This window comes from Holophagales bacterium (assembly GCA_016719485.1).
Lineage (GTDB): Bacteria > Acidobacteriota > Thermoanaerobaculia > UBA5066 > UBA5066 > UBA5066.
The window spans coordinates 103,637-116,648 of sequence record JADJZB010000031.1; the positions used below are offsets into that span (position 1 = coordinate 103,637).

Annotated in this window: 10 protein-coding genes and 1 pseudogene; 6 read left to right on the plus strand and 5 right to left on the minus strand. The window is 71.2% G+C overall.

Annotation, left to right across the window (positions count from 1 at the left end):
- Nucleotides 1-12: 12 nt before the first annotated feature.
- From IPN03_23530 to IPN03_23550, 5 genes are read left to right on the plus strand one after another with little or no spacing between them, the layout of a single operon-like run.
- Nucleotides 13-1,512, plus strand: coding sequence for an aldehyde ferredoxin oxidoreductase family protein (locus tag IPN03_23530; protein ID MBK9376605.1), 1,500 nt, complete (start codon nucleotides 13-15; stop codon nucleotides 1,510-1,512).
- Complete coding sequence (locus IPN03_23535) at nucleotides 1,476-1,883, plus strand: hypothetical protein (protein ID MBK9376606.1); 408 nt, start codon at nucleotides 1,476-1,478, stop codon at nucleotides 1,881-1,883. Before IPN03_23530 ends, IPN03_23535 begins: the two co-directional genes overlap by 37 nt.
- Nucleotides 1,884-1,909: 26 nt before the next feature.
- The gene (locus IPN03_23540; GenBank protein MBK9376607.1) at nucleotides 1,910-2,335 is read left to right on the plus strand and encodes an SCP2 sterol-binding domain-containing protein; all 426 of its coding nucleotides are present in this window, start codon (nucleotides 1,910-1,912) and stop codon (nucleotides 2,333-2,335) included.
- Nucleotides 2,332-3,498 (plus strand): iron-containing alcohol dehydrogenase, encoded by a 1,167-nt coding sequence (locus IPN03_23545; GenBank protein ID MBK9376608.1) that lies wholly within the window; start codon nucleotides 2,332-2,334, stop codon nucleotides 3,496-3,498. Before IPN03_23540 ends, IPN03_23545 begins: the two co-directional genes overlap by 4 nt.
- 22 nt (nucleotides 3,499-3,520) lie before the next feature.
- Entirely contained in the window at nucleotides 3,521-3,946 is a 426-nt protein-coding gene (locus IPN03_23550) for a hypothetical protein (GenBank protein ID MBK9376609.1), read from the plus strand.
- On the opposite strand, the gene IPN03_23555 is transcribed toward IPN03_23550, so the two are convergent.
- The 3 genes and pseudogenes from IPN03_23555 to IPN03_23565 form a co-directional block, all read right to left on the minus strand.
- Nucleotides 3,939-5,375 (minus strand): radical SAM protein, encoded by a 1,437-nt coding sequence (locus IPN03_23555; protein MBK9376610.1) that lies wholly within the window; start codon nucleotides 5,373-5,375, stop codon nucleotides 3,939-3,941. The genes IPN03_23550 and IPN03_23555 overlap by 8 nt on opposite strands.
- Nucleotides 5,376-5,402: 27 nt before the next feature.
- Nucleotides 5,403-6,631 (minus strand): annotated as a pseudogene (locus tag IPN03_23560) (B12-binding domain-containing radical SAM protein).
- Nucleotides 6,632-6,781: 150 nt separating this feature from the next.
- Complete coding sequence (locus IPN03_23565) at nucleotides 6,782-7,939, minus strand: FAD-binding oxidoreductase (GenBank protein ID MBK9376611.1); 1,158 nt, start codon at nucleotides 7,937-7,939, stop codon at nucleotides 6,782-6,784.
- A gap of 143 nt (nucleotides 7,940-8,082) precedes the next feature.
- Between IPN03_23565 and IPN03_23570 the strand changes: the two genes are divergently transcribed.
- Nucleotides 8,083-9,909 (plus strand): gamma-glutamyltransferase, encoded by a 1,827-nt coding sequence (locus IPN03_23570; GenBank protein MBK9376612.1) that lies wholly within the window; start codon nucleotides 8,083-8,085, stop codon nucleotides 9,907-9,909.
- 127 nt (nucleotides 9,910-10,036) lie between these two features.
- Here IPN03_23570 and IPN03_23575 read toward each other — a convergent pair whose 3' ends face one another.
- Both IPN03_23575 and IPN03_23580 read right to left on the minus strand, forming a co-directional pair.
- Nucleotides 10,037-10,582 carry a hypothetical protein gene (locus IPN03_23575; GenBank protein ID MBK9376613.1) on the minus strand — a complete coding sequence of 182 codons (546 nt, stop codon included), beginning with the start codon at nucleotides 10,580-10,582 and terminating at the stop codon, nucleotides 10,037-10,039.
- Between the two features lie 86 nt (nucleotides 10,583-10,668).
- Entirely contained in the window at nucleotides 10,669-12,978 is a 2,310-nt protein-coding gene (locus tag IPN03_23580; GenBank protein ID MBK9376614.1) for a protein kinase, read from the minus strand.
- Nucleotides 12,979-13,012: the final 34 nt, after the last annotated feature.

Genomic DNA, 13,012 nt, shown 5'->3' on the forward strand with positions numbered 1-13,012 from the left:
GAGCTGGAACGCATGGGCGGTTACGTCGGCAGGTACCTGGAGGTCGATCTCGCCCACGGCTCGATCAGCGAGCTCCCGGTCTCGGACGAGGTCCGGAGGAAGTACCTCGGCGGGAGCGGACTGGCAGCCTGGCTGTTCTTCCTTCGCGGGAAGTACACGGCCGATCCGCTCGGGCCCGACAACGACCTCTTCGTCCTGACGGGCCCGATCTCGGGGACCCTCGTGCCCGGGAGCTCCCGCTTCGCCGTCGCGGCGCGCTCGCCGCTGACCGGCATCTGGGGCGAAGGGAGCTGCGGCGGCGACTTCGCCCCGGCCCTCAAGCGCTGCGGCGTCGACGGTCTCGTCTTCACCGGCCAGTCGCCGAGGCCCGTCATGCTCGTCCTCGACGGCGGCGAGGTCGCACTCCGGGACGCGACCGACCTCTGGGGCCTCGACACCTACGAAACGACGGACCGCCTTCGGGAGACGATGGCCGGCAAGAAACGGCCCAGCGTCCTCTCCATCGGTCAGGCCGGCGAGAACCTCGTCCGCTTCGCGGCCATCGCCAACAACAAGCACGACTTCGTCGGACGCACCGGGATGGGCGCGGTCATGGGGAGCAAGCGCCTGAAGGCGATCGTCTGCCGCGGCGAGGGGACCGTCCCGATCGCCGATCCCGTCGCCTACAAGGCGATCTGCAAGGAGCTGCTCGGGAAGATCTCGGAGGCCGTGCCCGCCCAGGCCCTGAAGGAGATGGGCACCGACTCGGCCATGGACCTCGGGATGATGATCGGCGACATCCCGATCGCGAACTGGTCCCGCGGCGAGGACTTCGAGCTCTCGAACGCCCTCTCGGGCCCGACCATGTCCGAGACCTACCTGAAGCGTGGCCTCGCCTGCTACGCCTGCCCGATCGCCTGCCGCCGCGAGGTCGAGGTCCCCGACGGCCCGTACAAGATGGCGGTGGGCCCCGGGCCCGAGTACGAGACGTGCGCCTCCTTCGGGACGATGCTCGCCCAGAAGGACCTCGCCGGGGTGATCAAGTCGAACGAGTGGTGCAACCGCTACGGCGTCGACTCGATCTCCGCCGGGTGCACCATCGCGTGGGCCTACGACTGCTTCTCGAAGGGGCTCCTCACGCTCGAGGACACGGGAGGCATCGCGCTCGAGTTCGGGGACGTGGACGGCGCCATCGCGATGCTGCACAAGATCGCACGCCGGGAGGGGATCGGCGACCTCCTCGCCGAGGGGAGCCGCGGAGCGGCCCGGCGCCTGGGGCGCGGCTCGGAAGAGCTGACGGCAGAGATCAAGGGCCTCGAGATCCCGATGCACGACCCCCGCGGGTCGCACGGGCTCGCCCTCTCGTACATGACCTCCTACCGCGGCGCCTGCCACAAGGCCCACCTCGTCGAGGCCATCGAGCACGGGCTGGCCTCCTACGAGGACGTCGGCCTCGAGGAGAACTACGACGGCCTGACGAGCGAGGGAAAGCGCCGATGGTGCGCATCGGCGAGGACCTCGGCCTCCCGCTGAACGCGCTCGCCCTCTGCGAGTTCGAGATGTGGTGCTACCAGTTCGACGAGCTCGTCCGGGCGATCCGGGCCGTGACCGGCTGGGCCGACTACTCCGTCGAGGAGTACCGCCGCACCGGGGAGCGCCTCTGGCTCCTGAAGCGGTCCCTGAACAACCTGATGGGGGTGACGCGGGCCGACGACCGCCTGCCCCTGAAGATCCGGACGCCGGTTCCCGACGGCGCGGCCGCCGGCCTCGTCCCCGACGAGGCGCTGCTGCTGCGCGAGTACTACGAGGAGCGCGGCCTCGACGAGAGCGGACGGCCGCACAGGGCGGTTCTGGAGCAGGCGGGCCTCGCCGAAGTCGGCGTGGCCCTTCACCAGGAAACCTAGAAGCACGGCGGACTGCGGAGGAAAGCATGTCGATTCAGTTCCCTTCCGAAGAGTGGGTCACGGCCTTCTTCACGGCCATCAACGAGAGCCCGGAGTACAAGGAGGGCGGCAAGCCGTGGACGTACGGCGTGACGGCCCTCGTCGTCAACGCGCAGCCCGAGATCGGGCTCGCCGACGCGTACGGCATCTGGCTCGACCTCCACGAGGGGGTCTGCCGCGAGGCGCACCACTGCACGGTCGAGGAAGCGCAGACCGCGCCCTTCTGCATCTTCGGCGACTACGCCAGATGGAAGCAGGTCATCCACAAGGAGCTCGAGCCGGTCAAGGGGATGATGCAGGGCAAGCTCAAGCTCAAGGGCAACCTCCAGATCATCGTCCGCAACGTCAAGGCGGCCCAGGCTCTCGTCACCTGCGCCACGCGCGTGCCGACCAAGTTCCTGGACGAGCCATGACCTACGATTCGAGCCTCTCGTTCATCTTCATGAACACGACCCGGGTCGTCTTCGGCTCGGGCTCGTCCCGGGACGTGAGGGAAGAGGTTCGCGCCCTCGGCTGCTCGCGAGCCGTGATCGTGACCGACGAGGGTCTGGCGAGAGGCACCGACGTCCCCGGGCGCATCGAGAAGTCGCTGGGCGACACCTGCGTGGGCGTCTTCTCCGGCGTCGTGCCGGACTCGGGCGTCCACATCGTCGACGCGGGCGCCGCGTTCGCGCGCGAGCGGGGCGCCGACTGCATCGTCAGCGTCGGCGGCGGGAGCGCGATCGACACCGCCAAGGGGATCGCCATCGTCCTCAAGGAGGGCGGCTCCCTCCGCGACTACGAGGGGTTCCAGGTCCTGAAGCGGCCCCAGACGCCGCACGTCGCGATTCCGACGACGGCCGGCACGGGGAGCGAGGTGACCTACGTCGCGGTCATCAAGGACCACGAGGCGCACCAGAAGCTCCTCTTCGGCGACTACAACATCATCCCGAACACGGCGCTTCTCGACCCCGACCTGACCGTCGGTCTCCCGGCGGGCCTCACCGCCGCCACGGGGATGGACGCGATGTCGCACGCGGTCGAGTCGATCCACTCCCAGCAGAACGAGCCGATCGCCGACGGCCTGGCGCTCCACGCCATCCGCCTCATCCGCGAGTTCCTGCCGCGCGCCGTCGCGGACGGCAAGGACCTCGTGGCCCGCGGGCAGATGCTCATCGCCTCGAACATGGCCGGCGCCGCGTTCTCGAACGCGCAGGTCGGGCTCGTGCACGCCATCGCCCACACCGTCGGGGCGCGCTACGGGATCCACCACGGGCTCGCGAACTCCATCGTCATGCCGCACGTCGTCCGCTTCAACGCCGCCGAGGTGGCCGCCACCTACCGCCCCGTGGCCGCCGCCCTGGGGATCGCCGTCGACGGCCTCACCGACGAGGCCTGCGCCGAGCTGGTGGCCGAGCGCCTCTCCGACCTCGCGGCGAAGACGGGCCTGCCGCAGACGCTCTCCTCGCAGGGCGTGCCCGAGAGCGCCCTTCCCGAGCTGGCCGAGGCGACCCTCGCCGACGCCTCGATCATCTACAACGGCAGGACGGTCCTCGGAGCGGACGAGCTGCTCGAGGTCTACCGGGCCGCGTTCTAGGACGCCGGAACGGAGTCCGCGCGTGACCGAGCCGGGAATCACCGTCGACAGGAGCGCCGAGGAGAACGGGCTCGCCAACATGGTGGCCGAGCTCCTCAGGGCGAATACCGAGTCGAACGCCTACAAGAAGAGGGTCTTCTGCCGCATGAAGGGGTCGGTCGGACTCTGTGCGACCGACGCCGGCGTCTCCCTGACCCTGGTCTTCGACCGCGGGCGATGCGTCGTCCACGACGGGATTCTCCCGGGGACGAGGACCAGCGTCACCGCCGACTCCGACTCCATCCTCGAGCTCTCGAACGTGCGGATCGTCGGCGGGCTTCCTTACCTCTTCGACGCGGCGGGCCGCGCCGTCGCGTCGAAGGTGTTTCGCGGGACCATCAGGCTCCGCGGCCTTCTCCGCCACCCCGTGACCCTGACCCGGCTGGGGATCGTCCTGTCGGTCAACTGAGAGGGACGCGCCCCTGTCCCGGGAGGCTTCCGGCGCCCGCCTCCGCGGCTTGCCGCGTCCGGCCGCGCCACGTCGCGCGCTGTCCGAGCACCTTCCAGACCGGCCCTCGCTGCTGGCGTCTCCGGAGCATCTCCAGGACGCGCGTGGACGTGTTCACGTCGAGGCCGGGGACGATCCAGGTCCGGCGCCGGCCCGCTTCCTGGGCCACCCGCTCCGCGATCCGGCGCAGCTCCGGCTCGGCCGGGTAGAAGACCGGTTCGAGGAGGCTCTGGCCCTCGGACACGACCCCCTCGCGAAGGGCGACCTCGTAGAGGCCGGTCCCGGCGTAGATCCGGATCCCGATCATCACGATGACCGCGTCCGGCGCGAGCTCGTCCATCAAGGCCACGCTCTCGGCGATCGTCCCGTCGTTCTCGCCGGGGCCGCCGAAGAGGAGGTAGTGGGCCGTCGCGACGCCCGCGTCCCGGCAGAAGCGCGACGACCGCCGGACCTCCTCGACCGTGAACGACTTGCCGAGGCTCCGGAGCATGGCGGGTGAGCCCGAGTCGGTGCCGAGCTCCACGGCGTCGCAGCCGGCGCGCACCATCAGGTCGAGGAGCCGCGCGTCGAGGTGGCCCGGGTTGACGAAGGCCGACCACGAGAGGCGGAGGCCGTCGGCGATCATCGCCTCGCAGAGCTCCCGCGCGGCCGCTTCGGGGAAGTTGAAGATGTCGTCGCAGAACTCGACGTAGTCGACGCCGTGCTCGTCGACGAGGCCGCGCAGCTCGCGGACGACGTCGGCCGCCGGGCGGGTGCGGACCCGGCTTCCCTCCAGGATCGGGTAGGTGCAGTAGACGCAGCCGAAGGGGCAGCCTCGCTTCGTCTGGACGTTCGCCGCTCCCCCTTCGGTCAGGTAGCGCGAGACGTCGAAGAGTCTCCGGCTCGGCGTCCCGACCGACGCCGGTATCCGCGCTCTCGCAGGCTTGCCGTCTCCCGCGACGACGACGCCGGGAAGACCCTGGAGCGGCACGCCCGCCTCGATGCGCTCGATGAGGTACGGAAGGACCTCCTCCCCTTCTCCCACGACGCCGCAGTGGGCCCCCGTCGCCGCGAGGAGCGACACGGGCTCGAGCGAAAAGCCGGAGCCGCCGAGGACGACGACCGCCCGGTCGCGGCAGAGGGCGACGACCTCCCGGACTCCGTCGACGTAGGAGCGGGAGGAGGGCCACGTGACGTTGTCGAGGTTGCGGATCGAGACGAGGACGACCCCGGGGACCGTTTCGTCGAGAGCCCGGCACACCTCCGCGCCGACGTCCCCGGCGAAGCAGAGGTCGAGGAGGCGTGCGGCGTGGCCGGCCTTCTCGATCGCGGCCGCGAGGTAGGCAAGGCCGAGGGGAAAGACGGGCGAGGGATCCCGCTCCCGGTTCGCCGAGATCATCAGGACCCTCACGCCTCGTTCTCCCTCTCGCGCGGCGTGTCAGGCATCGGCCACCTTGCGCCGGAGGGCGCTGCGGAAGCCGAAGTTCATCGGGCCGAAGGCCGGAAGGGAACGATGGAAGGAGAGGCGCCGCCACATCGAGCCGAAGGAGTAGAAGCTCTCCATCAGCCAGTCGTAGCCCGCCTGCAGCTCCTCGGCGGTCATCCCCTTCGGCCGGAAGTTCACGTGCTCCATGTCGTAGTTCCGCCAGTCGCTCGAGAGGATCCGGTCCTCGGCGAGGAGGCGCTCGCGGACCCTCGTCCCGGGGTAGGGCGTGAGGATCGGGAAGATCCCCGCCTGGATGCGCGCGGACTCGCAGAACCGGAGGACCTTCTCGAAGACGTCCGGCCCGTCGCCGTCGAGGCCGAGGACGAACGAGCCGAGGATTCCGATGCCGTTGTCGCGGAAGGCCTTCGCCGCGTCGACGTAGCCGGCGACCCGGTTCGTCTTCTTCCCCATGGCCCGAAGCGCGTCCTCGTCGAGCGACTCGAAGCCGACGAAGAGACCGATGCAGCCCGACTCCCCGATCGCCTTCAGGAGCTCCGGGTCCTCGGCGAGGTCGAGCGAGGCGTGGGAGAGCCACCTGAGCCCGAGCGCCTTCATCCCCCGGAAGAGCTTCAGCGAGTACGTCCGGTCGACGACGATGTTGTCGTCGACGAAGAAGGCGTACGAGCCCCGCTTCTTCATCTCGCCGAGCTCGGCGAGAACCGCCTCGACGGGGCGCTTGCGGTACTTCCGGCCGAAGAACGCCGTCACCGAGCAGAACTCGCAGTCGTACGGGCAGCCGCGCGTCGTCTGGACGGTGTTCGTCAGGAGGTAGCCCTTCCCGTCGAAGATCGAGCGCCGCGCAACGGGATCGCGGCCGTGTCGACCAGGGCGTCCGCCCGGTACACCTTCCGCAGGCGTCCCTCCTCGAAATCCGCCAGGAGCTGCGGCCAGACCGCCTCGGCCTCGCCCACGACGACGGCGTCGACGTGCCCGAGCGCCTCGTCGGGGAGGTTGCTCGCGTGGAAGCCACCCATGACGACGGTCCTTCCGCGGCTCCGGAAGGCGTCCGCGATCTCGTAGGCCCGCACGGCCTGCGCCGTCATGCCGGTGATCGCGACGACGTCCACCTCGGTGGAGACGTCGACGGGGCCGAACCCCTCGTCGCAGAGGTCCGTCTGCCAGTGCGGCGGCGTCGACGCGGCGACGACGGCGAGGGAGAGGCTCGGGAACCGGAACGACATCTCGCCCCAGAGGCGCCCCTTCGGCCAGCCGGGTGAGACGAAGAGGACTCTCGGAGCCGCCACCACCGGGCATTGTCCATGATGCCTCGCCCGAACGCGAGATCGGAGGTCCGGCGCCCGCTCCGGCCGCCGGCGCCGGCTCCGGTCACGTCACAGGACCATCGTCTCGTGGATCAGCTCGCCTCGCGCGAAGCGCGCGAGTGACAGGGCCGAGACGTCGATGCTCTCGGCGCGCCCGCGCAGGACCATCTCGGCCACGCACCGCCCCGCGGCCGGTGCGTGCATGACGCCGTGGCCCGAGAAGCCGGTGGCGAGGAAGAGTCCCGGTCGGCCGGGGACCGGGCCGAGGATCGCGTGGTGGTCCGGCGTCACCTCGTAGAGGCCCGCCCAGCTGCGCTTCTGGTCGATCCCGGCCGCGGCGACGGACGGGAATCTCGCTTCGAGCGCCTCGGCGAATCGGAGAGGGAACTCCGGATCGCAGGCCGTATCGAAGCCCGCCGGTTCGTCCGCGTTCGACCAGGCGACGAGGACGCGCTCCCCTTCCCGCCTCACGAGGACGCCCGTGTCCGCGTCGATCGTCATCGGGATCTCCGGAGGCAGGTCGCGGACCGGACCGGTCAGGAAGAGGTGCCGGCGGACCGGTTCGACCGGCACCTCGACGCCGAGGAGGGCCGCGACCCGCCCGGACCAGGCGCCCGCCGCGTTCACGACGACGGGGGCCGCGTGCGAGCTCCCGTCGGCGGTCCGGAGGACGAAGCCGCCCGCCGTCTCCTCCGCCGCGACGACCTCCTGCCCGTACCGGAACGAGACGCCGGCGTGCGCCGCCGCGGAGGCGAAGAAGGCGCAGAGCCGGCCCGGGTCGATGAAGCCGTCCCGCGCCCCGAACGTCCCGCCGGCGAGCCGTTCCCCTGAGACCCAGGGCACGCGCCTTCGGACCCCGTCCGCGTCGAGGACCTCGACGTCGACGCCGAAGCCTCGCTGGTACGCTGCCGCCCGCTCCATCGCGGCGAGCTTCTCGGGGCTGTCGGTGAGGAAGAGGTAGCCCGCCTTCCGGTAGGCCGGGGGCTGGCCGATCTCCTCCTCGAGGGCGTCCAGGATCTCCATCGAGAGGAGGGACATCCTGACGTTCGCCTCCGTCGTGAACTGGGCCCGGATGCCGCCGTTCGCCCGGGCCGTCGAGCCGGTCCCCGGCAGGGCCTCCCGCTCGAGCACCACGACCTCCCGCTGGCCCATCCGCGCCAGCTGGAACGCGATGCTGCAGCCGATGACACCCGCCCCGACGACGATCACCGACGACTTCTGCTCCATGTGACGGACCTCGCCGGAGGAGCTTAGCGGAGGTGAGTCCGGGCCGGCCCCGCTCCAGGTCGGCCCTGACCTTTCCCCACCAGGCTGGAACCGCGCCGGGCTCCAATTGACACGCGGGGACGAAGGGGCTGTCATCCCGCGCGATGCCGTTCCGCCCGACCCGCCGCCGACCTTACGTCGCCGCCCTCGCCGCCCTCCTCGCCCTCGCGGCGGCCGTCACCCCGTCACGGCCCGCCACGGGGGCCAAACAGCTCCCCCTGGGCGAGGTCGGGTCGCCCTTCGCCCCGATCGGCGCGATCTCCCCGTACGGGGCGGTCGCTTCCGACCGCTCGGAGGCGTCGCGGGCCGCGGTGGAGGTCCTGGAGCAGGGGGGCAACGCGATCGACGCGGCGATCGCGGGTTCCTTCGCGCTCGGATCCGCCGCGCCGGGCGCCTCCGGTCTGGGCGGCAACACATGGATCCTCGTCCACACGGCCGCCGGCGAGGACGTCGCGTTCCTGTCCCCGCTGCGCGCGCCGCGCCACGTCAGCATCTCCCGGGCCCGCATGGCGCATCGGAGGGACCTGATGTCCGGGCCACTCGCGATGACGGCTCCCGGCACCGTGGCGACGCTCGCGAAGGCCCACGCCCGCTTCGGCACGAGGCCCTGGGCCGAGCTGCTCGCGCCGGCGATCGCGATCGCCGAGACGGGCTCCCCCGTGAGCGCGACGGACCACCGCTTCCTCGCCAGGTACGCGCCCAGAATCGAGGGCGCCCCGATCCTGCGCCCCCTCTACCTGACCGGTGTTTGCGACGCCGAGGCGAACGCGGTGACGGTTCCGGTGGGGCAGAGGGTCGTCTACCCCGACCTCGCGCGGACTCTCCGGCGACTCGCCGAGGCCGGCCCCGACGACTTCTACCGCGGGAGGATCGCCGCGGAGATCGTCGCCGACTTGAAGCGATACGACGCTTTCCTCCGGGCCGACGACCTCGCCCGGGTCCCCGCGAGCATCATCGTGACGAGCCCGCTCCGCGGCCGATACCGGGACGTCGACGTTCTCTCCCTCCCGGACCCGTGCGGCGGGGCGCTCGTCCTCGAGACGCTCCACATCCTCCAGGCGTTCCCTTCCGAGGTCCTCGCCGAGCAGAGTTGGGCCCGCATTCAGCTGTTGCTCGACGCCGCCCGCATCGCCTTCGCCGACGCCGGCCCCACGCTCGCCGGCGAAGAGGTGGCCGAGGGGCCCTGGCGGTCGCCGCGGCTCACCGCCGCCTTCGGCGAGAAGAGGGCCCGCCTCATCCGCCTCGGCCGGCTCCTCGCGCAGGACGACCTCCCGCGCTCGGCGCGCTCCGTCGCCTTCTCGGACCGCGACACGACGCACCTCTCCGTCGTCGATCGGGAGGGCAACGCCGTCTCCCTGACACAGAGCCTCGGCCACACGTGGGGCTCGGCCCACGTCACGCCAGGCCTCGGCTTCCCCTACAACGGGTTCCTCGAGACCTACAACGTGGAGGACCCGTCGTCGCCGGCCTACCTGGCGGCGAACGCGGCCAGCCGGACGGCGGTGTCGCCGACGATCCTCGTCCGCGACGGCCGCCCCGTCCTCGTCCTCGGCGCGGCCGGGAGCAACCGGATCCCCCCGGCGATCGCGAACGTCACCGTCGGCTACGTCGACGGCCATCTCGGCGTCGCCGAGGCGGTCGCGGCTCCCAGGTCGATCTGGTCGGAGGGGCGCACGCCGGAACCCCCGAAGCTCGAGCTCGCGCTCCCCTACCTCCTCGAGGACGCCAACCTCCTCTGGGCCGTCGGGTACGCCGACCTGGAGCGCTACGCCCCCGGCCCCGACGTCGGCGATTTCGGCGCCCTGAACGCGGTCGGCTGGAACGCCCGCGCCGGGGCCTGGGAGGCGGGGGGCGACCCGCGCCGGGACGGCGCGGTCGCCGTCCCGGCGCGCGCCCCGGGCGCGCCGCGGCAAATGAGCGCTCCGCGATGACGGACCGCGGCCGCGCCGCCCGCATCCACCTGGATCGGCTGTACCTCCCTCGCCGCTCCGGGTCTGATGCTGGAAGTGGAGTGCATCGCCGTGCTCGGCTGAGGTGCCCTCGCGTGCGAGGCCGTCTTCAGTGCACGGACATCGTGAGGCGCAGCATCGGCTTCGCCTCACCGGTGAACAGCGACGCGACGTCTGCGGCCCTGGCGACGAGATTCGCCCTTGCCCGCTTCACCTTCTCCTCCTCGGCATCGATGCCTCGAATGGCGGTGGACGCGAGCGTCCGATCGCCGAGCCTGAGCTCGACGAGCAGGTCGACGATGCGGTCCTGGGAAGGGAGGACCCGGAGGCTCATCTCCAGCATGTACTCCACCACCCGCTCCTTGCCGCTTCCGTCGAGCAGCCACGTCTTCCTCGCCTTGCCGGGAATGACGGTCAGCGACGCGACGCCGACTCCCTCGCAGAAGTACCGACTGGCCTCCGTCGTGGTCCAGGGTTTCTCCGGCGGGAGCTTCTGAAAGTCGGGGAAGGGAATGTCGAGCACCATCGGCGAAGCGAACTCGGTCTGCTTCCCGGCCTCCGCGGCGTTGGCCCCCTGTGCCGCCGTCACCTGGGCGAGGATGCATCGCGGCCAGCCTGCGGCAACGACGAGAAATAGGAACGCGAGACGCTTCATTTCAGCCCTTCGGCGACCGCCTGCGGTGAACCTGGCCGCCACTCGCGGGAGACCCGCGTCCCGGTCAGTCTAGCTTCGTCGTCCCGTCAGCGCTTCGGTTCCGGGAAGCTCATCCGGCGCACGATCGCCTCGATGCGCGGGTTGCCCGCGAGCCGGGGGTTGATCCGGGACGCAATCGACGCGTAGGCCATGTTCGGCGTCCGGTCCTCCCAGGCCTTCTCGTAGCAGCGCAGCGCCTCGTCTATTTCGCCGAGGCTGGCGTGGATGTCGGCGTAGGTCGACGGGTCCACGTATCGTTCCTTCGAGAGGGCGTGGAGCTCGTCGAGCTTCTGCCGGGCCCGCGTGGCCTCGCCGCAGATCGCGTAGGTCGCGCCCAGCCAGGCGCGGGAGAGCGGTGCGCCGCCGTCCGCGATCCTCCTCTCGGCGACCTCGGCCTGGGCCATCGCTTCGGGGCACTTCCGCTGCATCGCGAGGGTGCGGCCCAGCTTGACGTAGCCCCACGTCCAGTTGGGGTCGATGTCGATCGCACGCCGGAAGGTCGCGGCCGCCTGCTCCAGCTCGCCCCGCACCATGTAGTTGATCGCGATGTCGTGGACCGGGCCGACGGAGAGGGGGTCGAGCCGGGCCGCTTCCTGGCTGTGCGCGAGCCCCTCGTCGAGGCGCCCCAGGGCGGTCAGGAACCACCCGTACTCCTCCTGGCCGACCCGGCTCCCCGGGTTCAGCTCGATCGCCCGCCGGAACTCCGCCTCCGCACCCGCCCAGTCCCATTCGAAATAGAACCGAACGAGGCCGAGCGCGGCGTGAACCTCGGGGAGATCGGGGTCGAGCTCGAGCGCGCGTTCCACGGCCGCGCGGGCCTTCTGCAGCGGCTCCTCCCGCCCGCTCCCGCGGAGGAACGCCTGGCGGGTGTGGGCCTCCGCGAGCCCGGCGTGGGCGAGGGCGTACTCCGGCGCCTTCGCCACCGCCTGCTGGAAGAGGTCGATGCTCTTGTCCATCTCCTGCTGGTTGCCGACGAGGAAGCTCCGGGCCCTGAGGTACAGGCGATAGGCCTCGGGGTCGTCGGTCTCCGCGCGGGCGAGCCTCTCCGCCTCTTCCCCGCTCAGCTGGCGACGCAGCGTCCGCGCGATCGTGGTCGCGATTTCGCCCTCGACCTCGAGGACGTCGTCCGCGCTCCGCGCGTACTTCTCGCCCCACAGCTGCGTTTCGTCGCGGACGCGTACGAGCTCCGCGGTGATGGCGAGGCTGGCGCCCCGCTGCGCGAGGCTGCCGAGGAGGAGGGCGTCGACTCCGAGCTTTGCGCCGATCTCCGCCGGACTCAGCTTCTGTCCCTTGAAGGCGAAGGCGGACCGCCTCGAGATGACCCGCAGCCCCGGAAGGCTCGAGAGCTTGTTGATCAGGTTCTCGGAGATCCCGTCGCTCAGGTAGTCGTTCGCGGGGTCGCCGGTCGCGTTCTCGAAGGGGAGAACGGCCACCGACCCGATCGAAGCGCCCTGGCGGGCCTTCCCGTACAGGGCACCCGCCACGACGGCGACGGCCGCGACGAGGACGGCCGCCCCGACCAGGAGAAGGCGTCTGCCCTTCTGTTGCACCGGAGCCGTCCGCACCCCCGCTCCCGACGCCCTGTCCCGCTGCAGGTTGCGCAGGTCGACGAGGAGGTCGCGGGCGGTGGCGTAACGGCTGTCGCGCTCCTTCTCGAGGCACTTCCGGACGATGCGCTCGAGCTCGGCAGGCACGTCGCTGCGCGACCTCGAGAGGGGCTCAGGAGAGGCGTGGCAGATCTGGTCGATCGTCTGCGTCGCCGTGTCCCCGACGAAAGGGAGGCGGCCGACGGCCAGCTCGTAGAGGACGACGCCGAGGCTGAAGAGGTCGGTCCGGTGGTCCACCTCCTTGCCGAGCGCCTGCTCCGGGCTCATGTAGGGAACCGTACCGACCACGAGTCCGGCCTGGGTGCGCGCCTCGGTCTCTACCCGGCTGTCGAGTGCGGCCGCGCTCTCCAGGGTCTTGCGCGCGAGGCCACCCCGGGGGCCTCCTCCAGCGCCGAGGCCATCTTGCCCGAGGTCGACGATCCGATCCACGTCGAGCGGACCTCGCGAGAGGAGCTCCCTCAGGTTCTGGCCCTCGACGTACTCCATGGCGATGAAGTGCGTCCCCTCGTCGACGCCGACGTCGTAGACGTGCGCGATGTGCGGGTGGTTGAGGGCCGACGCGGCACGGGCCTCGCGCTCGAACCGCTGGCGGTAGACCTCGTCAACGGCCAGCTCCGCGGGGAGCACCTTGACCGCGATGGTCCGGTCCAGCCGCGCGTCCCGCGCCCGGTAGACCTCCCCCATCCCTCCGGCCCCGATGGGGCCGAGGATCTCGTACGGGCCGAGTCGCCGGCCGGCGGCCAGCTTCATGGGAGCCTCCTCGCGCGCACCAAACGGGTGGGAT